Origin of the sequence: Mycobacterium sp. RTGN4 (assembly GCF_033804635.1) — a bacterium.
Taxonomy (GTDB): Bacteria; Actinomycetota; Actinomycetes; order Mycobacteriales; family Mycobacteriaceae; genus Mycobacterium.
On record NZ_JAPZLB010000003.1, the window covers coordinates 485,267 to 510,358 of the forward strand.

The window sequence follows — 25,092 nt, forward strand, 5'->3', positions numbered from 1 at the left end:
GGCCTTCGCCGGCCATCACAGGACTGCATCGATCGCCGACTCGTAGGCATCGGCCATTGCCTCGATGGTGTACAGCTTGCGCATTCGTTCGAAACCCTGCTGGCCCAGCTCGTTCCAGGTTTCGCGTTGGTACAGCGCATGTTCGAGCGCGGCGCGCCAGCCGGCGACCGACACGTCGTCGACCAGGATGCCAACTCGTCCGTCGTCGAGCATGTCGCCGACTGCGCAGACTGCGGACGCGGCGACTGGAATGGCACGCGCCATTGCCTCGAGAATCACCAACGGGAATGCCTCCGAACCGCTTGGCACGCAAAGCAGATCGCAGTCGGCGAGCGCGGCCTCGGGCCCAGGTGACCAGCCGCGCCACGCCACCCGATCGGCCAGGTCGGCTGGGGTCAGGGCCTGGAGCCGCTCGCGGTCTGGGCCGTCGCCAAAAATCGAAACGCGCCATGGCAAATCCCGCAGTCCGTCGAGCGCTTCGACCAGCACGTGTGGGTTCTTGTGTTCAACGATCCGGGACAGCATGACCAAATGCGGCGTCGCTGCGGTCGATGGCCGGATGGGCGTGCTGTCCAGCGTGGCCGCGCGCGCCACTCCGTTGGGCGCCACGAAGTGACGGCCGCCGAGATTCTGGTGAGCCGTGGCCTCCGCCCAATGCGTCGGTGACAACGCGATCAGGCCGTCGGAACGCCGCATCGCCGCAGCCAGCGGTCGCGAGTAGGTCGGACCGTCGGGGTTCGGCGGGATGTGGGGAGCGACGAGCCAGCGCCGGCCGCGCCCGGCGGCCCGCCACAGCGTCGCGAATCCGGTCTCGGTGTTGGTGTCCCCGCTGATCACGACGGACCTGCCTGCGCCGACCTCGATCGCAGGCGCCCACCACGGCTGGCGCACCACGCGAATCGATGGGGCGATCTCGGCGACCAACGGGCCGAAGCGCTGCATGCACGCGATGACCACTTCGTAGCCGCGCCTGTTGAGCTCTCCTGCGAGCAAGGCGTGTTGACGTTCGGCGCCACCGAAGGCCAGTCGGTTGGTCGTGATGATGACCGACGGCCGTTGGCCGGCCGGTCGCCGGCGTGCCGCTCGCTCGCGGCGCGTCGAGCGTTGCACTCGAGCCAGCGCGGTGGTGCCGGCCAGAAACAGATCTGCCCGGGTGCTCCCCTTCTCGAGTTCCAGATTCAGAGCGATGTTGGCGCGCAACAGGTCCGATGATCTCAGCGCGGCGATCGGGTCGCCAGCCACCGTGCCGTGCCCGGTGTGCACGATCCCCGGTTCGTCGACGAGCTGCAGTGTCCAGCCGACCGAACCCGCGCGGCGCTGCCAGTCGGCCTCCTCGCCGTAGAGGAAGAACTCCTCGTCGAAGCAGCCAACGGCCTCCCACGCATCACGGCTGATCGCCAGGCAGGCGCCGGTGAGGTAACCGCTGACTGCGCCGGGCTTGCGGGCATACAGATGCGACCAGCGCGACCCGCGGGTCCGTTCGGCGTACCCCGACCACGCCACCAACGCGCGGCCCAGGCTCTGCTCGCGGTGCGCAACGTCCCACGGCCGGTAGGTCGCAGGATCGGCGTTGTGGTCGGCGATCAATGGGGCGGCGGCGGCGACCCCCGGCTTGTCAAGTGCCGCAATGGTTCCTGTCAACGGGCCCTGCAACACGGCGTCGGGGTTGAGCAACAGGACGTTGTGTTCGGGTACCTCGCGGGCCAGCGCATTGACCGCAGCCGCGAACCCGACGTTCGCCGAACCGAGGAACCATCGGACCTCTCGATGGTCTTCGACCACTTGGTCCAGTCCGGCAAAACCGGGACCCGAGTTGTCCCAGACCAGGATCGGCAAGCCTGGCAGCTGAGCTTGCACGGCGGCCAGGCAGTCGCAAAGCATGCCCGGGTTGCGATAGGCGACGATCAACACGGCGAGCTCGCGTGACTTCGGGGCCGCGGTTGGGGCTTGCGGACGGCGGAAGCGGTCGGGCAGGTAGGCCCGCTCGATTACACGGCTCACGGTGACGTCGCCTGTCTGATTTCGGGTTCGGGATCGCGGTCGAGCGCATCGGTATCGGTGCGCTTCGAGAACAACGTCTTGATCAATTTTGCGTCGGCGGGTCCGACCGCGAGATTGACCAGGAGGTACAGGACGACTGTGACGCCAAGGGTCAGGAGCACCGGAAGATGGCGCATCGACTCCGCGATGGCGGCGCACGCCGCCAGCGGCACCAATAGCCGCAACAAGAACACCCACGGTGTCCGATACGGCACCAGCCGGCTGAGTCGCCAGCTGGCGAACACCAATCCGCTGACCTCGGTGGCCACCAGTGCTATTCCAGAGCCGACGGCCCCGTACAACGGCACAAGCACGATGTTCAGCACGATGTTCAAAATCAGGTTCGCAAGGCTCAGGCGCACCAGAAAGGACTGATCGTGCGCGGCGAAGAGTGCCTGACTCAACACGCCCGTCAGGAACGTCAGCGCGACAGCGACGCTCAGCAGCGCCACGGTTGGTCCGCCGTGGCTGACGAACTCGTCGGAGCCAACCAGTTCGACGATCTGGTTCGCCAAGATCGCCCCGACCACCGCGATCGGCGCCCCGGCGAAAAGCATCGATTCAACCGATCTCGCAGTGAATCGGATGAACTCGTCGCGGTTCTGCGCGAACGCGTGCACCATCGCGGACAGGGTCGAGGACAGGAAGAACGCCGACAACGCGGTGAGCGTGAAGGTGACCGTGTAGGCGAGGCCGTAGACACCGACTTGGTCGGTGGTGCCGAGCAGGCTGAGGATCACGCCGTCGACCCGCCAGTACAGCACGCCGACGATGAGCATGGCGGTCAACGGAAGGCCTTCGCGGAGCAGCTCCCAGCTCTCGCCGAGGGCGAATACCGGACGCCAGTTGGTGATCCGCGCCGCCGCGACGCCCTGAATCAACAGCACTATCAACGGCGGCACCAGCATGACGATGGCAAACCACACGGTGCCCGCTCCGAAGTGGATCAGCACCAGCGTCGCGCCGAGCGAGCCAACCCTGCTGAGCAGATCCGAAAGGGCGACTGCGCCGAACCGCACCGTCACGAGAAATATCGGTCCGAAACAGCTGGTCATGGTGGTGATAATCAGGCCGACGGCGACGATCACCACCATTTCGACGATGTCGGAATCATTGCGGTATATCAGCGCCCCGGAAATCGCGGTCAACGCGAACAGCGGTAGGCAGTACATCGTCGACATGCCGACATTGACCCGGATCAACCGCTCCAGCTCGCCCTTGCCTGACATCACCCGTCGCACCACGACTTGCCCGATGCCCAACTCGGTCAGGCTGGTCCACAACGCGACGAACATGACCGCGGTGGTCAGTGCGCCGTACGACGACGGACCCATGTACCGAGTCGTGGCCGAGACCGTCAGCACCGAGGCGATCATGCCAATGGCGCGGAATAGCACCTGCTGGGTGAAGTTTCGCACCATTTGCCGGTTCGATACCCGCCCTGGTGGCGCGGACGGTGTTTCTGCCGCGGAGGGCCGCTCGGGCTCCTCCCCTGCACCGGTAAGGTCCGGTGACAATGCGTGTCTACATTCCTTTGCCGCACGGGCTGTCCGCGACGAGATGGAGAGCCCGATACGTCCTTGGCGAGGTTCCTGACGAGTCACCGTACGGGCTCCACAAATTGGGTGAGCACGATGTGGACGTGACATTCGGCGAAACTGAGTTCGGTCGCGCCGCCGAACGGGTGGCCAGTGCGGTGCGCCACCGTACGTCGGGGGTGGAACTGTTGGAGGGGCTTGCTGAATCCGGTGCCCGCCGTAGCCGCTGCACCGACGTGGTGCTCGCGTACGACGAGCGCACCGGGATCCCGGCCAGTCTGCTGCGCACCCCGCGGCACGCGCCGGTGGTGCTCGGCGTCGGATGGTTGACCGCCAAGGCGGCCGCGCCGCCCGTTCATGCTGTGCTCGCGGCGAGGGCATTGGGACGCGCGGCTGCGGTATGGACGCAGTGCGCACCCGTGCTGTCGACGTTGGGCCGCGAGTGGGGCGTTCCGCAATCCCGGTTGCACTTCGTCCCGGTCGGCATCGACACCGATTTCTATGGTCTGCAACCCGAGCCACGATCTCCGAATGTCGTTGTCAGCGCGGGGGAGGACCGTTACCGCGACCATGCGCTGCTGGTGTCCGCGGTGGCAAGCCTGCGCGGCAGACACCCCGACATCGGGTTTGAGCTGGCCACCGCTCTTACCGTCGACGTTCCCGCCGAGCTCGGCGTCGTGCATCGCGGGCGGCTGGATGGAAAGATGCGCGACCTGTACCGCAACGCGAGCGTCGTGGCGATCGCGCTCAAACCCACGCTGAGCGGCTCGGGGCTGACCGTGGCGCTGGAGGCGATGTCCAGCGGGCGGCCGGTCGTTATGACGGACAACCCAGGGATCTCCGATTATGTCGAGCACGGTGTCACCGGGCTCTTGGTGCCGCCGAACGACGTCGAGGCGTTCGCCGGGGCGATCGGCGAACTGCTCGCCGATCCGCAGCGGCGGGCCGAGATGGGCGCGGCCGGGGCGATCCGCGTCAGGGAACGGTTCACCTCCGGCGTCATGGCGAGTGACCTGGCTGCCCTGATGAAGACCATATGAGCGTTGCTGCTGGGATCTGCTGATTCGTCAGCGGACTTGATCAGGGCGGCGCGGCGATGCACGTCTTCCTCCCGGCGGGTGACAACCACTTTTCAGGGTTAATTGACACGGAGTTGCAATTACAGCAAACACGATGCTAACCCGAAATGCCGTTCAGCGGGCAGTCGACCCGGTCAGCCTTCCGAGTGTGCAGTGCCGGTGGACGTGTTGTCGTCGGAGCTCACCCGACACGAAAGCTGCCGATCGGGTAACCGCCGGCTGCGTTGCGACCCGCCTGGGCCAGGCTCATCGGCGCAAAGTTCACCGGGTTGGAACCACCTGACTTGTGCTCTTTCCAGATCACCTTCGCGATCAGCGTGTAGGTGCCGGTTGCCAAGTCAATAGTTGGCAGGGCGGTGCGGTCGTCTACTGATTGCGAGGCCGGCTCCGTTGCGGTGGTAGCGAAATCCTGTGCGGCAGCGAGGCTGGCCAAGGACAGGCCGGACGGCACCGATTTGACGACCTTGTTGGAGCGATCGATTACCTCGTAGGTGACTTGCCAGTTGTCGTAGCTCGGTGCGCTACCGAAGTTCGTCCACTGGACCGTGACGGGCAGCGACCTCCCCGCCGCGACGGTTGGAGGTAGGGTCGCGCGAGTCACCGCGTAGCGGTAGCCGGCGAATTTGTTCGTGCGGGACCATAAGTCGTAGATGTTCGCGGGCATCGTGGTCGTGCCCTGGTATGGGCTGACCGCGCTCGAGACCAGGGATACGTGGTAGTTAACGGTGTTTCTGATGGCCTGCTGGAAGTAGGGTAGGTCGCCGTTGGGCTGCCAGTTGCACCATTCGGTGATCACCGGGGCGGTCTTCCACCGACTCCGGATGGTCGCGACGAGCGGGTCGTTGTGCTGCACGTAGTAGGACCATTGATTCACGGCCCAGGTCTGGGGGGGCTCGTAGACCCCGAGGCAGTCGCCGCGGATGCCGACGGGTTTCAAGGGGCGTGCATTCAGTAGTTGGCGGGTGAGCTCGGGGTTGCCGGGATTGACGATGATTTGGGTATCCGGAAAGGCGGCCAGGGTGGCTTTCACCAGCCGGGTGATCGACGCCTTCGTGATCGACTGGTCCCGGTACTGGCTGTAGTAACCCAGTTTGGCGATACTCTGCTCCGGCGCGGGTCCGGGTGCCCCCAGCTTGTCGCGCATGAAGGCGATCTGGTTTTCGCTGAAATCTCCGTACCCGGAGAATTCGAACCATTCGACACGCTCATCTTTGTTGTACCGCCGTCCCAGTGCGGTGATGAGCCGTTCAGCGGCGCTGAGGTATTTGTCATTGTTCCAATCTGGGATCACATAAGTGATGCCGTCGTGGAGGTAATTTTTGGTCGCGCCCGGGAGCGCCCGCAGCCAGTCGGGGACCCCGATATCGATGTTGTTGGGATAGGACGTCAAGCAGCATGAGTTGAACGCCGCTACGCGAAAGTGGAAGCGCTTACCCGCGGCCGCGGCTTTGGCGATTTCGGTGTCGATGGGCGCGAAATCGAAGGTCGTCGGTGTGGGTTGCAGCGCGCGCCAGTCGAACCGGTCGCCCGCATCGAATGCCGCCGGCCATGGCGGATATTTCTTCTGCGCCGGATAGGACTGGGGGAACAGCCCTTCCATCAGGTTCTCGTACTGTCCGCGCTTCGGATTGTTTACGTCAAGTGCCGTAAAGGGCGTCAATGCACCAGGTTGGACCGTACTGATGGGCGGCGTTGGCGGCGGCGGTGGTGGTGGCGGCTTGGTCGGCACCGTGATCGGCGGCTTGGGCAGTGGTGGCGCTGTGGTCGGCGTGGCGGCAACGGGCGCAGCCTGAATGGTCATGAGCGCAACAAGCGCAACGCAAGCGACTGTGAAGCCACGGCGCTTCAAGAGTGCCTCCATCGTATTGTCTGGTGACGGACAGAACCGAGGCCGCTGCGGCGGCCTCACCATTCAGGTCGATAACGAGTCTTCCGGGTGGGACTCCATGAGCGCGTAAACCGTTGTCGCCCTTATCCGGCGGTCCAGAAGACGGGAATCCTACCCTCGGGCTTGTACTTCACCGTGGTGATCTGGACGCCGAATGCCACTGGGAACGCCACCCAGCCCCGGACACATTCGCCGACAGCCAATGGCTCGTTTGCAAATGGGAACTGCGGGGTGGGGAATTCGGGCAAACGGTCGGAGCTGGCTTGGTACTGGCCGTTGCCGGCATCGGACACCGACCAGTCGGCCCAGCTGACCGTGAAAGCGGTCCGGGAGTCCTTCAGGCAGGCCTGCACGTCGGCTCCCACCCAGTGGCCCCCACTCGGGGGCGCGGCGGCCTGCTGCGCCATGTTCTGGTCGACGGCGAATACCGTGACCTCGTCCGCGAATCCGGGATCGGTGATCGTGAAGGGGGAGCCCAGCGGCAGCGGACTACTCGGGCTTGGGAGCTGCGTCGGGGTTGGGTTGGTCACGTTGGCATCCGAGGTTGTCGCTGGCGCCGCCGGGCCACTTTTGTCCGAGCATCCGGTGAGTATCAGAGTCGGGATAACGCAGAGTGCTCCGAGTGCGCCGAATGTCCGTCTCATGGGCATTGCTTACCAGACGAACGTTGCCGACGTCTGTTCCGGGTCTGGTAGTGGGGTGTGCGCGGGCAAACGGACCGCAGCAAGCTGCGCGGAGGGAACGCCGCGGCTCCAGACCTGCGTGCAGGCCCGCTGACACCGCAGATGTCGTGTCACCTGGCCTGAGCGCGCGCGATCATTTGTTTGCTAAATGTGCAGCACATGCCAGTATGGTGGTCTGTCAGTAAGCCTGCTGAAGGTATTCGGCGGCGTTGCCAAGCGATCCAATCGTTGCGGGAGAAGGGGGCATGCTTCGGTGTCCGAATCGACGGTCGGCGCACATGAGTCGACGGCGTCGGCGACATCGGTGCGGTACCCGATTCGGGTGCTCACCATTGGCCCTGCGCCAACGTCGCCCAACAGCCGCGGCGGCATGGCGACGGTCGCGGAGCACATGGTCGGGGATCCGGACACTCGATTCCGGATCCGGGCTGTTCCCACCTACATGGACGGCTCGTCGGTAGTACGGCTCTCGATCGGTGTCTGGGGCATGGTCAAGGCGTCGGTGCTTGTGCTCTGCGGGCGGGTGGACGTATTGCATGCGCACGTCTCTTTGCGCGGCAGCATCGTCCGCAAGGCAGTTCCGCTGTTCGTTGCCCGACTGCGCGGTGTGGCCACGATCGTGCACTGCCACGGTGCGAACTTCTTCGAATGGATGGACGCACTGCCAGCTCCGGCCCGCCGGGCCGTGCGCGCAGCGTTGCGCGCCGACTATTGCCTGGTGCTCGGGCAGTCCCAGGTCGACGAGTGCCGCAGGAGCCTGGATCTCGATGACTCCAACATGCGCGTGTTGTACAACCCCGTCGTTGTACCCCTGAATCCGCCCGTGCGACATGGCCGGGGTGAGCTGAGAGCCGTATCGCTCGGCAGGCTGGGGGCCAGAAAGGGCACGTACGACCTGATCCGAGCGGCCGGACTCTTGCCAGAGGACGTTCGGGCAGGCCTGCCGATCACCCTGGCCGGCGACGGCGAGGTTGAGCAGGCGCGCGAGTTCGTGCACCGCAATGGCCTCGACGACGCCATCGACATCGTCGGCTGGGTCGGTCCGGAAGAGCGGGATCGGCTGCTGGCCGAATCGGCGATCATGGTGTTGCCCAGCTACCATGAGGGGTTGCCGATGGCGATTCTCGAGGCGATGGCTCACGGCGTTGTGCCGGTGACGACACCGGTCGGGGCCATCCCCGAGGTGATAACCGACGGGGTTGACGGCTTGCTCGTCGCCCCGGGTGACGCCGAGCAACTTGCAGCAGCCTTACGGTCGTTGGTTGTCGACGACGAACTGCGGAACCGGTTGTCGGCTGCCGCCCGTGCGCGAATGAGCGCTTTCGACATCACGCAGTGGCGGGAAGCTTTGCACGAGTTGTGGATTGCCGCGGCAAGGCGCTAGCTCACCGAGCGCCATCGTGCGCAATCCACTCCTCGCGGGTCTGGCTGTACAGGTCGTGGTCGCACCGTCCCTTGCCCACTTCCAAATAGCTCCGCATGAGGCCCTCGTGGGCGAAGCCCAACCGCTTCGTTAGTTGCACGATCGGAATATTGCCCAGTGCAATCGGCGCGGTGACGCGCTCGAGTCCGACTTCAGCGAACAGGTAGTCGACCAGCAGGCCGAGGGCAGTCGTACCCACGCGTTGGCCGGTCCATCGGGAGTCAATCCATACTCCGATCTCGCCCCGCTTGTGGTACCGCTCCAACCACGCATCGCACTGGCCCGCCAGCTCTCCGTCGACTTCGACCACGGTGTGCACGCAACTGCCTGCCCGCAACCGTTTCCGCGCGTCGATGCATTCGCGTATCCAGTCGCGGCGGCGGTGGCGATCTGGCCAGCTGAGGTCGGAGTATCCCCAAACCGGTTCTATCTCAGCCTGATTGAGCATTCGAACCCGTCGCCAGGAGTCCGCGTCACGAAACCGGGGCGTGCGCAGCACGACGTTGAGCCCGCCTGGGGTGGTGGCGCTCAGGGTGGGGGCGGAACCGAAACGGCTTTTGATACCCGAAACGAGCTCGGTCAACTGAGCGCACTCCCTCTCCGTCGTATTCATGGGATGTGGTGGCAAACTGGCGCGCTCCACTGTATGTGATCAGCCCTTGATTCGGATTCCCGCGCAACGGTGCACGGCCTAGGTAAAGTCGCCCCCGTGGGGTACCCGGAAAACGTGCTTGCCGCCGACGAGCGGGTAGTGCTGCATCGTCATCCGCACTGGAAGCGGCTGATCCTGCCGGTATTGGTGCTGCTCATCGCGACTGCGTTGGCGGCGTTCGGCGCCGCGGTGGTGAGCAAAGCCGGTTGGACGTCGACCGTCGCTACCAACGTCGTGATGGCGGTCATCGGCGTGGTGTGGTTGATCATCGTCGGGTGGCTGGTGCTGTGGCCGTTCCTGAACTGGCGCTCAACGCATTTCGTCATCACCGACCGCAGGGTGATGTTCCGGCACGGCGTACTGACCCGGTCGGGCATCGACATTCCGCTGGCCCGCATCAACAGCGTCGAGTTCCGCCATGGGCTGTTGGATCGGATGGTGCGCACCGGCACCCTGATCATCGAGTCCGCGAGCCAAGATCCCCTTGAGTTCCACGACATCCCGCGTGTGGAACAGGTTCACTCACTGCTGTATCACGAAGTCTTCGACACCCTGGGGTCGGAGGAATCGCCTAGCTGATCGTCGAGGTGGGCGCGCCGGTGCCGCAACGGCGTCACGCTGCCGTGGCCCTCTTGGATCTCGTCCTCGATGGCCTCCGCAAGGCCTCCGGCGGTGAACGATGCCTCGATTGCCCTGTCGGGATGGCGGGCGAGCTCGTCGGGGAACACCCAGCGCCGGAACGCCCAGAACCGGAACGCCATCTGGAGCAGGTTGCCGATGATGTACGCCGACACGAAGTCGGCGATGTTCTCCATGGTCAGGCTCACCATGGGGACGCGTAGTTCCAGCACGTAGCTGGACACCCACAGCGGAGCCATGCTGAGCACCACGCCGACGGCGCTGACTCCGAAGAACAGCAGGGCTTCGTGGTGACGCTCGCGGCCGCCTCGGTCGCGGAAGCTCCATTCCCGGTTCAGGATGTACGACGCGATGACCGCGACGACGCCCGCAATGATCTTGGCCGTGACCGGCTTGGGCTCGAGGATCGTCAGCTTGAGCGTGAAGAAGATGGCGGAGTCGATGATGAACGTCGTTCCGCCGACGATCGCGAACTTGATGAGCTCATGATGCCGCTCGGCAAAGGGCCGGATCGGGCGCGGGAGCCGCGCAATGGTGGCATCAGCGAAAGACACAAGAGGCGAGTGTACGGAAACAAGGCACGCGAGGCGTACCCGTGCAGGTAGGGGCCTCGACGGCCGTGACAACATAGCAGCGTGAGTGCACCCCCTGTCGTCGCCATGATCGGCGGCGGGCAACTGGCCAGGATGACCCATCAGGCCGCGATTGCCCTTGGTCAGACGCTGCGGGTGCTGGCCGCCGCACCGGATGACCCTGCGGCGCAGGTCACACCCGACGTGGTCATCGGGGCGCACACCGACCTCGATGCCCTGCGGCGGGCCGCGGCGGGAGCGGCCGCGCTGACGTTCGACCACGAGCACGTCCCGGGGCCGCTACTGGAGACGCTCGTCGCCGAGGGTGTGAATGTCGCGCCGCCACCTGAGGCGCTCATTCACGCGCAGGACAAGCTGGTGATGCGCCGCAAGCTCGAGGAGCTCGGAGCACCGGTGCCGCGCTACGCCGAGGTGCTCCAGCCGGCGGACGTGGACGCCTTCGCGGCGCGGATCGGTGGGCCGATCGTCGTCAAGACCACACGCGGGGGATACGACGGACGTGGGGTCACGTTGGCCCGCGACCTGGCCGAGGCTAGGGCCGTCACCGAGCGCTACCTGGCCGACGGAGCGGCGGTGCTCGTCGAGGAACGCGTCGGGCTTCGCCGTGAACTGGCCGCGCTGGTAGCCCGCTCGCCCTTCGGCCAGGGTGCGTGCTGGCCGATCGTTCACACCGTGCAGCGCGACGGCATCTGCGTCGAGGTCATCGCCCCTGCCGCTGGGCTGAGTCCCGAGCTCGCGGGCGACGCCGAGCACCTCGGGCTGCGGTTGGCCAACGAGCTCGGCGTGGTCGGGGTGCTGGCCGTGGAGCTCTTCGAGACCACGGCAGGGACGCTGTTGGTCAACGAACTCGCGATGCGGCCGCACAACTCCGGACACTGGACCATGGACGGCGCCAGGACCAGCCAGTTCGAGCAGCATCTGCGCGCGGTGCTGGACTATCCGCTCGGCTCCACCGAACCGATCGCGCCGGTGACGGTGATGGCCAATGTCCTTGGCGCACCACAGGTTCCCACGATGACCATGGACGAGCGGCTTCATCACCTGTTCGCGCGGATGCCCGATGCCAAGGTGCATCTGTACGGCAAGTCGGAGCGGCCCGGCAGAAAGCTCGGACACGTGAACGTGCTTGGCGCCCTTCGTGGTTCATTGGACGATGAGGCCTATGTCGCCGATGTTCGAGAACGCGCGGTGCGCGCCGCGCACTGGTTGTCACACGGTGAGTGGACGGACGGATGGGATGCACACGCATGACTGACATTAAGCCGCGGGTCGGGGTCATCATGGGCAGTGACAGCGACTGGACCGTCATGGAGGACGCCGCGACGGCGTTGGCGGAATTCGAGGTGCCGTTCGAGGTGGGGGTCGTCTCGGCCCATCGCACACCGGGACGCATGCTCGACTACGCACGGACCGCCGCAGGCAAGGGCATCGAGGTCATCATCGCCGGCGCAGGCGGCGCGGCCCATCTGCCCGGCATGGTTGCCTCCGCGACGCCGTTGCCGGTGATCGGCGTGCCGGTTCCGTTGGCGCGGCTCGACGGGTTGGATTCGTTGCTGTCGATCGTGCAGATGCCCGCGGGAGTGCCGGTGGCGACCGTGTCGATCGGTGGTGCGCGCAACGCGGGCCTGCTGGCGGTGCGCATCCTCGGCTCCTCCGACCCCGGATTGCGCGCGCGGATGGAGCAGTTCCAGTCCGACCTCGAGGACATGGTGTTGGAGAAGGACGCGGCATTGCGGCAGCGGCTGCTCGGGCCGTAACGCGCAGCAGGTAAAGTTACTGGCGAGTAGCAAGGAGTTCTCATGGCCATCGGTGACCCGTCCTTCAGCGTCTTCAAGCTCTCCGAAGAGCACGACGAGATGCGCGCGGTGCTGCGCGAGCTTTGTGACAAGGAGATCGCCCCGTACGCGGCGGACGTGGACGAGAAGGCGCGCTACACCTCTGAGGCTTTGGCGGCGCTAAACGCTTCCGGGTTCTCGGCCATCCACATTCCCGAGGCGTACGGCGGCCAAGGTGGCGACGCCGTCGCGACTGCCATCGTGATCGAAGAGGTCGCCAGGGTGTGCGCCTCGTCGTCGCTGATCCCGATCTGCAACAAGCTGGGCACCATGGGCATGCTCCTGAGCGGTTCCGAGGAGCTCAAGAAGCAGGTGCTGCCGTCGATCGGAGCGGGGGAGGCCACCGCGTCCTACGCACTGTCGGAACGAGAGGCCGGTAGCGACGCCGCGGCGATGCGCACGCGCGCCAAGGCCGACGGCGACGACTGGGTGCTCAACGGGTCCAAGTGTTGGATCTCCAACGGCGGGCACTCGCAGTGGTACACCGTCATGGCCGTCACCGATCCCGACAAGGGAGCCAACGGCATCTCGGCCTTCGTCGTACGCGAGGACGATCCGGGTTTCAGTGTGGGGCCCAAGGAAAAGAAGATGGGCATCAAGGGTTCGCCCACCACCGAGCTGTACTTCGAGGACTGCCGCATCCCCGGCGACCGCATCATCGGCGAGCCGGGAACGGGTTTCAAGACGGCGCTGGCCACGTTGGACCACACCCGCCCGACGATCGGCGCGCAAGCCGTCGGCATCGCCCAGGGCGCGTTGGAGGCGGCGATCGCCTACACGAAGGAACGCAAGCAGTTCAAGAAGTCGATCAGCGACTTCCAGGCCGTGCAGTTCATGCTCGCCGACATGGCGATGAAGATCGAGGCCGCGCGCCTGATGGTGTACAGCGCCGCGGCGCGGGCCGAGCGCGGCGAGCCGAACCTGGGCTTCATCTCCTCGGCGGCCAAGTGCTACGCGTCGGACGTGGCGATGCAGGTGACCACCGACGCGGTCCAGCTGTTCGGTGGCTACGGCTACACCGTGGACTTCCCCGTCGAGCGGTTCATGCGCGACGCCAAGATCACCCAGATCTACGAGGGCACCAACCAGATCCAGCGCGTCGTCATGAGCCGCGCGCTGCTGCGCTGAGCGGGTAGCGCGCTACGCGCCGGAAGCTGGTCGCAGATGCGTTATGTCGCCTGCGGCCACCACGTGCACGTCGGTGCCGTCGTCGATGAGCAGGCGTCCCGACTCGTCGATTCCCGTTGCGACACCGACGATGTCGCGATCGCCCGGCAGGATGGCCCGAACCGTCGTACCGATGGTGAGGCTGCACCGCAGGTAGTCGCTCCGCAGCTGATCGTCATGGCCCGCGGCGGAACGCCAGCGCTCGATCAGCTCGCCGAGGCGATCCAGAATTGCCGAAACCACGACGTTGCGATCGAGCGTGGTCGCCCCGAGCAGCTGCAGTGAGGTAGCCGTCGGGGTCGGCAACTCGTCGGGTGCCAACGAGACGTTGAGTCCAAACCCGATGACGATCATCGGACTGGGGGAGGCCACCTCGGCGAGCACCCCGGCCAGTTTGTCCGCGCCCGCGAGCACGTCGTTGGGCCACTTCAGGCCGACGCTGACGCCGGTCACTTGCGCTACCGAGTCGACAAGGGCGACACCGGTGAGAAGTGGTAGCCAGCCCCACTTTTCGGCCGCAATCCCGGTGACGTCGATGCCGACCGACATCGCGATCTGGGCTCGAGGCGGCGTGGCCCAGTTGCGGCCGTGGCGGCCGCGGCCCGCACTCTGAAACTCGGCGAGCAGCACGCTGCCCGCGACGTCGACACCCGCCTGAGCGCGGGACAACAGGTCGGCATTGGTCGAGCCGGTACTCGACACGACGTCGATCTGACGCCAGGCCTGCCCGGGGCGGAGCTTTGCCCGCAGCGCATCGACGTCGAGGGGCTGGCGGCTATCCGAATGGGCCATGAATCAGCTGACGCAGGCCGCATTGTCGGCGCCCGCAGTGAGCACCGGTGACGGCGGGGGTGGCGGCTCGGTTGACTCGACGGCCGCAGGATCGACCGTTCCGGTCGAGCTATCCGGGGTAAGTCCCGATCCCGGCCCGGTGTAGTCCCCGGCCAGCACCACGCGCACCGATCCGGGCGTCACCGACGCGTCGGCGACGACGGGTACGTTACCCAGCGCCTTGGAAACTGCTTGAGCGCCAAGGTCATCGGCCTTGGCCGCCTGAACCTGGCTACTCGGAACGTGGCCTCCGTTGTTGTTGCCGACTTCGCCAGGGGTGAAGCCCTGACCGCTCAGCGTGTCCAACACGGCGGCGGCGAGGCCGTTGATGTCCGTGTCGTTGACGACGGCCACCGTGGTCTTGTCCGGCGAGTAGGCCAGTTGTTCGGTCTTGCCCTCGTCCTGGTCCTTCAGCAGCCCCGCAACCCAGTCCTTGACCTGCGTGTGATCGATGCGGACCACGCTCTGCGTGCCGTCGTCGCTCCAGCCGTCCTCCTGCAGGATGGGAATGGTGGCGAACGCCACGTTGCCACCCGCCAGCTTCTGCATCTGCTGGACGAAGTCCATGACGTCCCAGCCCTCGGACAAGACCACCGAGCGCTGCACCGCATCTTGAAGGCGGTTGAGCGTGGCGGGGCTGGTCAGCGTCTTGCCCGAGATGACCTGGTGTGCGAGCGCGGCCATGACCGCCTGTTGGCGCGTCACCCGGTCGAGATCTCCGCGGGGCAGATCGTGCCGCTGCCGGACGAAGCTCAGCGCCTGCGGTCCGTCCAGCTTCTGCGGCCCAGCCGGGAAGTCGGCGCCCGAAAGTGGTTCGTCCACCGCATCTTTCAGACACACGTTGACACCGCCAAGAGCATCGGTGATCAGCGCGAAGCCGAGCAGGCCGATCTCCGCGTAGTGGTCGACGGTGACGCCGGTGAGGTTGGCGACGGTCTTGATCAGCGCCTCGCGGCCGGCCTCGGTCGCTTCTGGTTCGGCCACCGCAGGGTCGACACCCTGCTCCTCGACCAATTGCTTGAGCCGCTCCAGGTGTACCGAGCCGTAGACGCCGTTGATCTTCGTCTTCCCGATGCCGGGGGCGTCCACGTACGAGTCGCGGGGGATCGAGATGGCGGTCGCGGACGTCCCGTTGTTCGGGATGCGCACCAGGATGATCGTGTCCGTGTTGGTCGACACGTCGTCGCCGGCACGCAACATGGACAGTTCGTCGGCGGACAGCGGGTTGCCGTGTGCGTCGGTGCGGCTATCCATACCGACGAGCAGGATGTCGATGGCGCCGTCGTCGCCGCCGCCCCCGAGCGCGGCCGTGCTGATGTGATTGATGCCCGATTCGAACGACCGGATCTTGCCCCAGGCCACGCCTGTCCCGACGACGACGACCGACGCCGCAATGACGGCGACGATGCGGGTGACACGACCGGGCATCAACCCAGGCTACTGGCGAGTTGGCCGCATACCGGGTAGCGACGACCGGCGTGCCAGACTCGTCGGCATGTCTGATCGAATCGTCATCACCGGTGGAGGTGGGCTGCTCGGGCGCACGCTCACCGCCGTGGCGCGTGACCGCGACCTCGAGGTAATCGCGCTGACCTCGGCCGAATGCGACATCACCGACGCCGTTGCGGTCGAACGCTTCGTCGCCGCGGACGACGTCGTGGTCAACTGCGCGGCGTACACGAAGGTCGACGATGCCGAACGCGACGAGGCCCGCGCATACGCGGTGAATGCCACGGGCGCGGAGAACGTCGCGCAGGCCTGCGCCAGGGCCGGAGCTCGATTCATCCACGTCTCCACCGACTATGTGTTCAGCGGGCAGTTCCCCGACGGCACGCCGCGGCCCTATGAGCTCGACGACGAGACGGGCCCGCTCAGCGTGTACGGGCGCAGCAAACTGGCCGGTGAGTTCGCCGTGCTGGCCGCCATGCCGGACGCGCACGTGGTGCGGACGTCGTGGATCTTTGGGGGCGCGGCCGACTTCGTCGCGGCCATCGCAAAGAAGGCAGCAGGGGACGACGACGTCGACGTGGTCGCCGACCAGGTCGGAGGTCCCACCTTCGTCGTCGATCTCGCCGAGGCACTGCTCGAAGTGGCCTCCGGCGTGATCCGAGAACCCGTGCTGCATGCGGCGAACGCCGGGGCGGCGAGTCGGTACGAGCAAGCCAAGGCGGTGTTCGAGCTGGTCGGTGCCGATCCCGAGCGCGTGCGGCCGGTCGGCACCGACAAGCATCCGCGCCCTGCCCCGCGCCCCGCATACTCCGTGCTGGGCACCCGGCTGACGACCGATGCCGGGCTCACCCCACTGCGGCCGTGGCGCGAGGCGTTGGCCGCGGCGCTGGGGCCGCTAGCCTCTACGCCGTGAGCGACGACCGACTGATCGTGGTGACGGTGACGTATTCGCCGGGCACGCACCTCGACCGCTTCCTCGCCTCACTCGCTCACGCCACCGAGCGGCCGGTGACCGTCGTGATGGCCGACAACGGCTCCACCGACGGTGCACCCGAGGAAGCCCTCGAACGTCACCCCGATGCCCGGCTGATGCGCACCGGCGGAAACCTCGGTTACGGCACTGCGGTCAACCGGGCCGTCGCCGAGTACCTCGAAGGTTCGGACGCCGAGTTCTTCGTCGTGGCCAACCCCGACGTGCAGTGGGGCCCGCGCAGCATCGACGTGTTGCTGGAGGCCGCGGAGCGGTGGCAGCTGGCCGGTTCGCTCGGCCCGCTCGTTCGCGACCCCGACGGCTCGGTATATCCGTCGGCAAGGCACCAGCCGAGCATCGTCCGGGGTGGCATGCACGCGGTCGTGGGCCCGATGTGGAAGTCCAACCCGTGGACGGCGGCTTACCGCCAGGAGCGGTTCGAGCCCAGCGAACGCGCCGTGGGGTGGTTGTCGGGGTCGTGCCTGTTGGTGCGCAAGGCCGCCTTCGATGAGGTCGGCGGATTCGACGAGCGTTACTTCATGTACATGGAGGACGTGGACCTGGGGGATCGGATGGGCCGCGCCGGTTGGCAGAACGTCTACGTTCCGACCGCCGAGATCCTGCATGACAAGGGTCATGCCACCGGCCGCGACCCGGGCCGCAACTTGGCCGCCCATCACACCAGCACCTACACTTTCCTGGCTGATCGGCATCCGGGCTGGTGGCAGGCACCGCTGCGGTGGGCGTTCAAGTCCGCCTTGACGGTGCGGGCAGGCCTGGTCGTCGGCAACTCTCGGCGCAAGCTCGCGAAGGGACGGCAATGAAGGTGGGACGGACGTGGGGAGTCAGGTGAATCCAGCGGAAGTCGACGCCGTCATCCTCGTCGGTGGGCAGGGCACCAGGCTGCGTCCGCTGACGTTGTCCGCGCCCAAGCCGATGCTTCCGACGGCGGGCTTGCCGTTCCTCACCCACCTGCTGTCCCGGATCGCCGCGGCCGGCATCCAGCACGTCGTGCTAGGCACGTCCTACAAGGCCGAGGTCTTCGAAGCCGAGTTCGGCGACGGCTCCAAGCTCGGGCTGCAGATCGAGTACGTCTTCGAGGCCGAACCGCTGGGCACCGGCGGCGGCATCGCGAACGTGACGCCGAGGCTCCGTTACGACACCACGATGGTGTTCAACGGTGACGTGCTGTCGGGGGCCGACCTCGGCGCGATGCTGGCCAGTCACGCCGACCGCAAAGCCGATGTCACACTGCACCTAGTCCGCGTCGGCGACCCGCGCGCATTCGGTTGCGTGCCAACCAATTCCGACGGTGCAGTCACGGCGTTCCTGGAGAAGACGCAGGATCCGCCGACCGATCAGATCAACGCGGGCTGCTACATATTCCAGCGTGAGGTGCTCGACCGGATCCCGAGGGGCCGCGAAGTCTCGGTGGAGCGCGAGGTATTCCCCGGCTTGCTGACCGACGGGCTCAAGGTGTGCGGGTACGTCGACTCCAGCTACTGGCGCGACATGGGTACTCCCGAGGACTTCGTGCGCGGATCGGCCGACCTGGTGCGGGGTATCGCGCCGTCGCCGGCGCTCGGAGGGCACCGCGGCGAGGAGTTGGTGCACGACGGCGCGGCCGTGGCGCCGGGTGCGCTGCTCATCGGTGGGACGGTCGTCGGGCGCGGCGCCGAGATCGGGCCTGGCGTCCGGTTGGATGGCGCGGTGATCTTCGACGGCGCCCGCATCGAGGCGGGCACGGTCATCGAACGTTCCATCATCGGGTTCGGCGCCAGGATCGGGCCACGGGCGTTGATCCGCGACGCGGTCATCGGCGACGGCGCCCACATCGGCGCGAGATGCGAATTGTTGCGCGGCGCGCGGGTGTGGCCAGGGGTGGCTATCCCCGACGGTGGTATCCGCTACTCGACCGACGTCTGAGCCGTCGTCACCAATTGGGTGAGCCCAAAGTCCCCGTCCGGGACCCCATCCAACGGCCACCACCTCAGGTCCAGCGATTCGTCACTACAGACCAGCTCGGCGCCCGGCGGCGCGTGGGCGATGAACTGCATGTCCAGGTGGCGAGTGGGGACACCCAGCGAGCAGGTGACAGCGTGCACGTGCAGCGCGGCCAAACCCGAATCGATGCGCAGCCCGCTGATTCCGGACTCCTCCTCTGCCTCGCGGAGCGCGGCCGCGACGATGCTGGTGTCGGTCAATTCGCAGTGGCCACCCAACTGAACCCACCGGCCCAACCTCGGATGCAACGTCAGCACGGCCTGTTGGCCAGTGTGATCGAGCACCAGGGCCGATGCGGTGATGTGCCCGGGGACGCAGGCCCGCTCGCACGCATCGGGCCGGGCCAGCACGAATGCGAGCACGGCTTGGCGAAGGGCGTCGTCTGCGGGGCTGGCCGGCTGCCAGCACGTCAAAACCTCGATCACCGACTGATGCAGGCTCATCGCCCCCAGCCTCTCATTGCGCTGCGCGTTTGAAGCTTGATCAACGGGCTATACCACGACAGGAGAAATCCTTGTGTACGGTCAATGGCGCAGAAGCAGGGGGAAATGAATGAGCGCCGCAACAGCGTACGTGCTGGTGGAATGGCTGCTCAATGAGGCCGTGTGCACATGCGGGTGGACGGGACGGCGTCGCATATTTCGGGGTCATGCCGTGGTTGACGCCCTTCTCCACTGTGCTGACACTGGGCACACTCCGGCCGGTACGACGCGCGACAGCGTCCCCGTGATCAAGCGCGACCGGGTGGGTTCGCGCCCCGACGCCGACGGCGCACATTCACCGACGTGACTGCTTACCCGTCCGAGTTCTTCGGCGGGGAAATGAAACCGTTGTCCGCGAGAATCTGCTTGCCACTCGGTCCAGTGACCTCCTGGACGAAAAGCGCTGCCCCGCGTTCCTGATCCGTGCCCTTGACTACGGCGATCCAGGCCGTCACGGCGTCGGTGTCCGCCGGAAGCGGGAACGACGTGACGTTGTCGCCGGCGCCCAACGCGTCGGTCATGAAGACCACCCCGGCGTCGGCTCGGCCGCTCGTCACGTCTTGGACGACGCGGCTCGGCGTGGGCTCCGTGCTCTGGGGATGTAGTTGGATGCCGGCGCGCTGTTCGACGTGCTGGGTCGTCGCCCCGCACGCGCCTTGGGCAATGCACACCGAAACCCGGACGTCGGGCGCGGCGAGGTCGGCGAACGAGGTGAGGTGCTTGGGGTTGCCTGCCGGGGTGACGACGACGAGCCGGTTGGCCGCGAACGGCACCGGGGTGCCGGACACAGCGCCAGCGTCGGCCACCACCGACATGTTGGCGCGGTCACCCGAGGCGAAGACGTCCGCGTCGGCCCCGTCTGTGAGTTCATTCGACAGCTCAGACGAATTCGCGAATATGAAGGACACCGAGTATTCGGGATGTGCCGACTGGAAATTCTTGCCGATCTCAGTGAAACTCTTGACCAGCGACGACGCCGCGTAGACCGTGATCGGAGTCGTCGGAGCCGGGCGCGCGTCACAGGCGGTCGCCGCGAGCAACGCAAGGGCGCCCACGGCCATCATCCGCTTGAATCGCCTGTCCATCAGCCGTGACAATACCTAGTCGTACTCGTGAAGTTACGCTCGGTCGCCGCATGTCGCTGCCTGTGAGCAGTGCATACATCACCTGGCAATCACCTTGCGTAGCGTCCATCGTCCGCCCACCAGCGGCAGACTGGTGGGCGTGATCGGGCACAGGTATGCGGTACACGTGGCCGTACCGTCCGTGCCCGAACCGGCGCAGTTCGCCCCGACGTCGACGCGGCCGCACTCCGAGGTGGCGGCAGACGGTGAAACGGAGCGCCGCAAACATGTGACGTCGCGGTTCCGCATCGCGCACATTGCCCTCCTGGCGCAGGGGCTTGCGATCGGCGTGGTGGGCGGTTTCGCGCTGGCCTGGTCGATGGCGGCGAATCTGCGCTTCGGCCTCGAGGGCATTCCGGTGCTCGGCCTCGCAGTCACGCCACTCCACGGTGGGCTGCTCATGGCAGGGGGAGCGCTGGCGATTCTGGCCTGCCTTGGACGCTGGACGACCGTTGCGTTCATCGCGATCGCGGCAGGCGGCTGGGCGACCCTGACCATCGTCTGCGCCGTCGAGGCCGCCCACCATGCCCCCGGGCTGCTCGGATTCGACCCGCGCGACACCCTGCTCTACGGCGTCCTTGGCGCATACAACCTCGCGCTGTGCATCTGGCTGGCCCCGACGCTCCTGGCGGACTGGCGGTTGGCGCGGACTGGTTCGCCTCAGCACTAGCCGCCCGGGACTACCGCTCGATGAGTAGCTCGTCGGTCGAAACCGGGTCGCGCGGTCCCGACGGTTCGGCGGGATGGCCAATCGCGATGGCGCCGAGGGGCTCCCAGTCCGCGGGCAGCGAAAGCGCGTCGCGCACCAAGTCGGCGGCGAAGATCGTGGATCCGATCCAGCAGCTGCCCACGCCCCGCACGGCGAGTGCCACCAAGAGGGCTTGGACCGCGGCACCGACGGCCACGGTGAACATCGTGTGCTCGGCGGCGGTGCGCTCCGCGTCCGGATACGAGTGCGCCCCATCGGGAACCATGAACGGGATGACGAGTTCCGGAGCGTCGTAAAGCAACTGACCGCGGCCGAGGCGCCGCTCTACCGAATCCGCCGGACGTCCGTCGCCGGTCAGGTCGGCCCGCCATTGGGCCTTCATGCGGTCCAACAGGGCGAGCCTGGCCGCGCCGTCGCGCATCCAGACGAACCGCACCGGCCGGGTGTGGTGTGGGGCGGGAGCGGTCAGCGCCTCTGCGACGGCTGCCTCGACGACCGCGGGATCGACGGGATCGGGCGCGAAGTGGCGGACCGAACGTCGTAGCAACTGAGCCTGGCGTCGCCCGAGGTCGATGGCCTCCTCGGTGCCGAGCCAGAAGAGGTCCTCCTCGCCGGCGCGGACCAGGGTGCGGCCGTTGGTGCCGTCGTCGTGCAGCGTCAGGCCGCGCACCACGGCGACGGGGATACCGGACAACTTGCCCTTGACCAGATCGGCCGCGGCAGCGAGCTCGTCGGCGACGGCCACCTCGGTTACCAGTAGCTCGTTGCCGTGGATGTCCTCGGCGCCCGCGTAGCCGTGCAGCACCGTGAGGCCGGCCGCGCCGATGGCGGCATCGGTCTGCCCGTTGCGCCAGGCCCGTCCCATCGTGTCGGTGACCACCACTCCGACCGTGACGTTCAGCAGCTGCTGCAGTCGGGTCCGCAGTGTCGCGGCGCTCCCGTCGGGATCGACTGGTAGCAAGGCGAGTTCGGCAGAATCGACATTGGAACCGTCTACTCCGGCCGCCGCCTGGACCAGTCCGATGGCGTTCTCGGTGATCAACGTCCGGCCCTTGCGTGCCAGCACGCGCACGGCCTCCTCGTCGATCAGCTTGCGCCGCAGTGTGTCCCGCTCCTCGGGGTCCGTTGGCGCCGCGACTATCCTGCCTTCGCACTTGGACATCACCTTGCTGGTGACCACCACGACGTCATCAGTTCGCAGCCACGGCGCCGCATCGGCGATGGCCGCGGCCAGGTCGTCGCCCGGTCTGAACTCGGGAAGCCCCGTCACCGGCAGGATCTCGACGGCGGCAGCCGTCCCGTGGTCGACGCTCATCGCTGCCTTCTGCTTGAGCCATCCGCCAATTCGACACCTGCCCTGACCATTTCGGCGGTGGCTTTCGGGTCAGTCATGATCAGGGGTATCCCGCGTACCTCGACGCCGTCGATCACCGCGCTGTCCGCTTCGTCGATTAGCCAGCCGTCCAGAATGCCGACGGCCGAGCGGGCGCCGAAGTGGGCGCCGACGGCTTCGGAGCTGGTTTCCACGCCGATCACCGACAGACACTCGTCGGCCATGCCGCGCAACGCTTTACCCGCGACGATCGGTGAATAGCCGATGACCGGGGCCGTCGTCGAGCGCAGTGCGCCGCGGATCCCGGGCACGGCGAGGATGGCGCCGACGCTGACCACCGGGTTGGACGGCGCGAGGAACACGACGTCGGCGTCGCTGATGGCTTCTGCCACCCCTGGTCCTGTGGTCGCCTGCTCCGACCCGACGAAAGCGAAACCGTGGGTGGGTATTTGGGCGCGGTAGCGCACCCACCATTCCTGGAAGTGGATGGCGCGTCGCTCCCCATCGGTGGGATCGGTGACGACGACGTGTGTTTCGCAGCGCTCGTCGCTTGCCGGGAGTAGCCGCGCCCCTGGCTCCCATCGCGCGCACAGCGCTTCGGTGACCTGAGAAAGCGGATACCCGGCCCGCAGCATTTGGCTACGCACCAGGTGGGTGCCGAGATCGCGGTCGCCGAGTCCGAACCAGTCGGGCTGGACCCCGTAGGCGGCGAGTTCCTCCTTGGCGTGCCAGGTTTCGTTGCGATGGCCCCAGCCCCGCTCCGGATCTATACCTCCACCTAAGGTGTACATGCAGGTGTCGAGATCGGGGCAGATGCGCACGCCGTGCATCCAGGCGTCGTCGCCAACGTTCACGACCGCGGTCAGTTCATGATCGCCTGCGGGTCCGGTGGCTTGCCCGGCAAACTGTCCGAGGCCAAGGTATTGCTGCACGCCGAGTAGGAATCGGGCCCCGCCGACTCCGCCGACCAGAACGGTGACTCTCACATCGTCTGACACTAGGCCTTTGCTCATGATCAAGGTCGATGGCGGGGGCTGTGACCGACACGCCAGGTAACCGACGCGCCCGGAATTGGTAACGGGATGGTATGAAAAACCGCTCTAGAGCTTGACCGGTGCAGCTAACACGTGTCTAATCACATCAGTGTCATTTCGAGGTTGGCCGGCCGGTTCCGGTGTCGCAGACCGAGATTCGATCACTTGTTCGAATGGAAGAGCCCCACGGACGTGGAACGGTTCGACTTAGGGAAGCGCTAGAAAGGTGAGGAGGCGGCAAATGTCTTATGAGCACGTCGATTTCGACCATGTCATCCGATTCGACAGCCGGATGCTCGGCTCAGTAGGCAACACACCGCACACGAACACGGGACCGGCCCAGTTGACCCCAACTGGACGGCCGCAATTGAGTTTGGTTCCGGAGGCGGTCGACGACTACGCGACCGGTGACGACGACGACCAGTGGCAGGAACGCGCGCTGTGTGCGCAGACCGATCCCGAGGCGTTCTTCCCCGAGAAGGGCGGCTCCACCCGCGAGGCCAAGCGCATCTGCTTGGGCTGCGAGGTCAAGGACCGCTGCCTCGAGTCCGCGTTGGCCAACGACGAGCGCTTTGGGATCTGGGGTGGCCTCTCCGAACGTGAACGCCGCCGCCTCAAGCGCGGAATCATCTGACCGACCGACCTATTCGTCGTCGATCGTCGGGTCGATAACGGAGGGTTCTACGCCCAAATAGGTGGCCACCTGCGCCACCAAGACTTCGTGCAACAACTCGGCCAAGTCGGCGGTGTCCTTCGCCCGCCGTTCGATTGGCTTACGAAACAACAAGATTCGCGCCCTAGTTGCGTTCCCCCGCACGTCGACGCCTGCGGGGATGAGCAGGGCGAGCGCTATCGGACCGTCTGCGATCACTTCCGGCGGCCACTGCACGTTCTCGGGATCCTTCGGAGCGATCCGCGGAATCTCGTCGACGGCGACGTCCAACGTCGAGACGCGGTCGGCCCAACGCCGCTCGATGGGTTCGTACGCCTCGAGCACCGCCATGTCGAACCGCTCGGCCCGGCTTCGCCAGCCCGGCACCGTCGGGGGAAGCAGCGGACCTCTCATCTCACGACCTCGGCGGGAACGCGGGTCGGCCATGACCGTCGATCGTAACGGTTGGAGATCGGGCCGCCTGCGTCTGCGCGTGTCCGGCGGCACGCAGCGACGTTGCGCGATAGCCTCGTGTCCGTGAATGCTCCCCGTCGCTGCTGCAGGCCCGGGTGCCCGCACTACGCCGTGGCGACGCTGACCTTCGTGTATTCGGACTCGACTGCCGTCGTCGGCCCGCTGGCGACCGTCTCGGAGCCCCACTCTTGGGATCTGTGTGTCCTTCATGCCGGCCGGATCACCGCGCCGCGCGGGTGGGAGTTGGTACGACACGCGGGGCCCCTTCCGACATATGGCGACGACGACGACCTGGTGGCCCTTGCGGACGCCGTGCGTGAAGGTCGCGAGGTGCCCGGGCCCATCGGTGCAGTGGCCGCCGGCTTCTCCGATCCCACCGGGGGTGCCGTCATGGCGCCGCCCGCTCCGAGAGCCGAACACAACGGCCGCCGCCGCGGACATCTGCGCGTCTTGCCGGACCCGACCGACTGACCCCGCCCGGTCAGACTCGCTG

25 protein-coding genes are annotated in these 25,092 nt (G+C 66.5%); 12 read left to right on the forward strand and 13 right to left on the reverse strand.

What is annotated here, in order from left to right:
• Nucleotides 1-15: 15 nt before the first annotated feature.
• Nucleotides 16-2,001 (reverse strand): glycosyltransferase, encoded by a 1,986-nt coding sequence (locus SLQ30_RS09285; RefSeq protein ID WP_319445959.1) that lies wholly within the window; start codon nt 1,999-2,001, stop codon nt 16-18.
• Nucleotides 1,998-3,461: a flippase gene (locus SLQ30_RS09290; protein WP_319445960.1), complete on the reverse strand. Its 1,464-nt coding sequence runs from the start codon at nt 3,459-3,461 to the stop codon at nt 1,998-2,000. Before SLQ30_RS09290 ends, SLQ30_RS09285 begins: the two co-directional genes overlap by 4 nt.
• A 221-nt stretch (nt 3,462-3,682) precedes the next feature.
• Here SLQ30_RS09290 and SLQ30_RS09295 point away from each other — a divergent pair, with 221 nt between their 5' ends.
• The gene (locus tag SLQ30_RS09295; protein WP_319445961.1) at nt 3,683-4,618 is read left to right on the forward strand and encodes a glycosyltransferase family 4 protein; all 936 of its coding nucleotides are present in this window, start codon (nt 3,683-3,685) and stop codon (nt 4,616-4,618) included.
• Nucleotides 4,619-4,838: 220 nt separating this feature from the next.
• Here the strand turns inward: SLQ30_RS09295 and SLQ30_RS09300 are convergent, their stop codons facing one another.
• Together SLQ30_RS09300 and SLQ30_RS09305 are read right to left on the reverse strand one after the other, a co-directional pair.
• Entirely contained in the window at nt 4,839-6,506 is a 1,668-nt protein-coding gene (locus SLQ30_RS09300) for a DUF4832 domain-containing protein (RefSeq protein WP_319445962.1), read from the reverse strand.
• Nucleotides 6,507-6,628: 122 nt separating this feature from the next.
• Nucleotides 6,629-7,075 carry a hypothetical protein gene (locus SLQ30_RS09305; RefSeq protein ID WP_319445963.1) on the reverse strand — a complete coding sequence of 149 codons (447 nt, stop codon included), beginning with the start codon at nt 7,073-7,075 and terminating at the stop codon, nt 6,629-6,631.
• A gap of 406 nt (nt 7,076-7,481) precedes the next feature.
• Here SLQ30_RS09305 and SLQ30_RS09310 point away from each other — a divergent pair, with 406 nt between their 5' ends.
• On the forward strand, nt 7,482-8,612 hold the full coding sequence (locus SLQ30_RS09310; protein WP_319445964.1) for a glycosyltransferase family 4 protein: 1,131 nt from the start codon (nt 7,482-7,484) through the stop codon (nt 8,610-8,612).
• A 1-nt stretch (nt 8,613) separates the two neighbouring features.
• On the opposite strand, the gene SLQ30_RS09315 is transcribed toward SLQ30_RS09310, so the two are convergent.
• Nucleotides 8,614-9,234: a GNAT family protein gene (locus tag SLQ30_RS09315; protein WP_319445965.1), complete on the reverse strand. Its 621-nt coding sequence runs from the start codon at nt 9,232-9,234 to the stop codon at nt 8,614-8,616.
• Between the two features lie 126 nt (nt 9,235-9,360).
• On the opposite strand from SLQ30_RS09315, the gene SLQ30_RS09320 reads away from it, so the two are divergent.
• Complete coding sequence (locus tag SLQ30_RS09320; protein ID WP_319445966.1) at nt 9,361-9,882, forward strand: PH domain-containing protein; 522 nt, start codon at nt 9,361-9,363, stop codon at nt 9,880-9,882.
• Here the strand turns inward: SLQ30_RS09320 and SLQ30_RS09325 are convergent.
• Entirely contained in the window at nt 9,837-10,496 is a 660-nt protein-coding gene (locus tag SLQ30_RS09325; RefSeq protein ID WP_319445967.1) for a GtrA family protein, read from the reverse strand. The two genes, SLQ30_RS09320 and SLQ30_RS09325, sit on opposite strands and share 46 nt — an antisense overlap.
• 81 nt (nt 10,497-10,577) lie before the next feature.
• Between SLQ30_RS09325 and SLQ30_RS09330 the strand changes: the two genes are divergently transcribed.
• From SLQ30_RS09330 to SLQ30_RS09340, 3 genes are read left to right on the forward strand one after another with little or no spacing between them, the layout of a single operon-like run.
• Nucleotides 10,578-11,786: a 5-(carboxyamino)imidazole ribonucleotide synthase gene (locus SLQ30_RS09330; RefSeq protein WP_319445968.1), complete on the forward strand. Its 1,209-nt coding sequence runs from the start codon at nt 10,578-10,580 to the stop codon at nt 11,784-11,786.
• Nucleotides 11,783-12,292: a 5-(carboxyamino)imidazole ribonucleotide mutase gene (purE, locus tag SLQ30_RS09335; protein WP_319445969.1), complete on the forward strand. Its 510-nt coding sequence runs from the start codon at nt 11,783-11,785 to the stop codon at nt 12,290-12,292. The genes SLQ30_RS09330 and purE overlap by 4 nt, the downstream gene beginning before the upstream one ends.
• 42 nt (nt 12,293-12,334) lie before the next feature.
• The gene (locus SLQ30_RS09340; protein ID WP_319445970.1) at nt 12,335-13,498 is read left to right on the forward strand and encodes an acyl-CoA dehydrogenase; all 1,164 of its coding nucleotides are present in this window, start codon (nt 12,335-12,337) and stop codon (nt 13,496-13,498) included.
• 12 nt (nt 13,499-13,510) lie between these two features.
• Here SLQ30_RS09340 and SLQ30_RS09345 read toward each other — a convergent pair whose 3' ends face one another.
• Nucleotides 13,511-14,329: a biotin--[acetyl-CoA-carboxylase] ligase gene (locus SLQ30_RS09345; protein WP_319445971.1), complete on the reverse strand. Its 819-nt coding sequence runs from the start codon at nt 14,327-14,329 to the stop codon at nt 13,511-13,513.
• 3 nt (nt 14,330-14,332) lie between these two features.
• The gene (locus tag SLQ30_RS09350) at nt 14,333-15,796 is read right to left on the reverse strand and encodes an LCP family protein (RefSeq protein WP_319445972.1); all 1,464 of its coding nucleotides are present in this window, start codon (nt 15,794-15,796) and stop codon (nt 14,333-14,335) included.
• Between the two features lie 67 nt (nt 15,797-15,863).
• Here SLQ30_RS09350 and rfbD point away from each other — a divergent pair, with 67 nt between their 5' ends.
• Genes rfbD through SLQ30_RS09365 form a run of 3 tightly spaced genes read left to right on the forward strand, consistent with a single transcriptional unit; the run spans nt 15,864 to nt 18,713 of the window.
• Nucleotides 15,864-16,730 (forward strand): dTDP-4-dehydrorhamnose reductase, encoded by an 867-nt coding sequence (gene rfbD / locus SLQ30_RS09355; RefSeq protein ID WP_319445973.1) that lies wholly within the window; start codon nt 15,864-15,866, stop codon nt 16,728-16,730.
• Complete coding sequence (locus tag SLQ30_RS09360; RefSeq protein ID WP_319445974.1) at nt 16,727-17,611, forward strand: glycosyltransferase family 2 protein; 885 nt, start codon at nt 16,727-16,729, stop codon at nt 17,609-17,611. Before rfbD ends, SLQ30_RS09360 begins: the two co-directional genes overlap by 4 nt.
• Nucleotides 17,612-17,636: 25 nt before the next feature.
• Nucleotides 17,637-18,713, forward strand: coding sequence for an NDP-sugar synthase (locus SLQ30_RS09365; protein WP_319446094.1), 1,077 nt, complete (start codon nt 17,637-17,639; stop codon nt 18,711-18,713).
• On the opposite strand, the gene SLQ30_RS09370 is transcribed toward SLQ30_RS09365, so the two are convergent.
• Nucleotides 18,695-19,234, reverse strand: a complete 540-nt coding sequence (locus SLQ30_RS09370) for an NUDIX domain-containing protein (protein ID WP_319445975.1) — start codon at nt 19,232-19,234, stop codon at nt 18,695-18,697. The genes SLQ30_RS09365 and SLQ30_RS09370 overlap by 19 nt on opposite strands.
• A gap of 350 nt (nt 19,235-19,584) precedes the next feature.
• The gene (gene modA, locus SLQ30_RS09375; protein WP_319445976.1) at nt 19,585-20,358 is read right to left on the reverse strand and encodes a molybdate ABC transporter substrate-binding protein; all 774 of its coding nucleotides are present in this window, start codon (nt 20,356-20,358) and stop codon (nt 19,585-19,587) included.
• A gap of 139 nt (nt 20,359-20,497) precedes the next feature.
• On the opposite strand from modA, the gene SLQ30_RS09380 reads away from it, so the two are divergent.
• Nucleotides 20,498-21,067, forward strand: a complete 570-nt coding sequence (locus SLQ30_RS09380) for a hypothetical protein (protein WP_319445977.1) — start codon at nt 20,498-20,500, stop codon at nt 21,065-21,067.
• 10 nt (nt 21,068-21,077) lie between these two features.
• On the opposite strand, the gene SLQ30_RS09385 is transcribed toward SLQ30_RS09380, so the two are convergent.
• Both SLQ30_RS09385 and cofD read right to left on the reverse strand, forming a co-directional pair.
• On the reverse strand, nt 21,078-22,421 hold the full coding sequence (locus SLQ30_RS09385) for a coenzyme F420-0:L-glutamate ligase (RefSeq protein WP_319445978.1): 1,344 nt from the start codon (nt 22,419-22,421) through the stop codon (nt 21,078-21,080).
• Entirely contained in the window at nt 22,418-23,425 is a 1,008-nt protein-coding gene (cofD, locus tag SLQ30_RS09390; RefSeq protein WP_319445979.1) for a 2-phospho-L-lactate transferase, read from the reverse strand. The genes SLQ30_RS09385 and cofD overlap by 4 nt, the downstream gene beginning before the upstream one ends.
• Before the next feature lie 415 nt (nt 23,426-23,840).
• Between cofD and SLQ30_RS09395 the strand changes: the two genes are divergently transcribed.
• On the forward strand, nt 23,841-24,107 hold the full coding sequence (locus SLQ30_RS09395) for a WhiB family transcriptional regulator (protein ID WP_319446095.1): 267 nt from the start codon (nt 23,841-23,843) through the stop codon (nt 24,105-24,107).
• A gap of 9 nt (nt 24,108-24,116) precedes the next feature.
• On the opposite strand, the gene SLQ30_RS09400 is transcribed toward SLQ30_RS09395, so the two are convergent.
• On the reverse strand, nt 24,117-24,539 hold the full coding sequence (locus SLQ30_RS09400; protein ID WP_319446096.1) for a metallopeptidase family protein: 423 nt from the start codon (nt 24,537-24,539) through the stop codon (nt 24,117-24,119).
• A gap of 123 nt (nt 24,540-24,662) precedes the next feature.
• Between SLQ30_RS09400 and SLQ30_RS09405 the strand changes: the two genes are divergently transcribed.
• Nucleotides 24,663-25,070 carry a DUF3499 domain-containing protein gene (locus SLQ30_RS09405; protein ID WP_319445980.1) on the forward strand — a complete coding sequence of 136 codons (408 nt, stop codon included), beginning with the start codon at nt 24,663-24,665 and terminating at the stop codon, nt 25,068-25,070.
• The last annotated feature ends 22 nt before the right edge of the window (nt 25,071-25,092 follow it).

What these genes read in the sequence shown, in the direction of transcription:
- modA (WP_319445976.1), bottom strand. Translation starts at nt 20,358, where the DNA reads ATGGACAGGCGATTCAAGCGGATGATGGCCGTGGGCGCCCTTGCGTTG.
- SLQ30_RS09370 (WP_319445975.1), bottom strand. Translation starts at nt 19,234, where the DNA reads ATGAGCCTGCATCAGTCGGTGATCGAGGTTTTGACGTGCTGGCAGCCG.
- SLQ30_RS09400 (WP_319446096.1), bottom strand. Translation starts at nt 24,539, where the DNA reads ATGAGAGGTCCGCTGCTTCCCCCGACGGTGCCGGGCTGGCGAAGCCGG.
- SLQ30_RS09340 (WP_319445970.1), top strand. Translation starts at nt 12,335, where the DNA reads ATGGCCATCGGTGACCCGTCCTTCAGCGTCTTCAAGCTCTCCGAAGAG.
- SLQ30_RS09290 (WP_319445960.1), bottom strand. Translation starts at nt 3,461, where the DNA reads ATGGTGCGAAACTTCACCCAGCAGGTGCTATTCCGCGCCATTGGCATG.
- SLQ30_RS09385 (WP_319445978.1), bottom strand. Translation starts at nt 22,421, where the DNA reads ATGAGCGTCGACCACGGGACGGCTGCCGCCGTCGAGATCCTGCCGGTG.
- purE (WP_319445969.1), top strand. Translation starts at nt 11,783, where the DNA reads ATGACTGACATTAAGCCGCGGGTCGGGGTCATCATGGGCAGTGACAGC.
- SLQ30_RS09345 (WP_319445971.1), bottom strand. Translation starts at nt 14,329, where the DNA reads ATGGCCCATTCGGATAGCCGCCAGCCCCTCGACGTCGATGCGCTGCGG.
- rfbD (WP_319445973.1), top strand. Translation starts at nt 15,864, where the DNA reads ATGTCTGATCGAATCGTCATCACCGGTGGAGGTGGGCTGCTCGGGCGC.
- SLQ30_RS09350 (WP_319445972.1), bottom strand. Translation starts at nt 15,796, where the DNA reads ATGCCCGGTCGTGTCACCCGCATCGTCGCCGTCATTGCGGCGTCGGTC.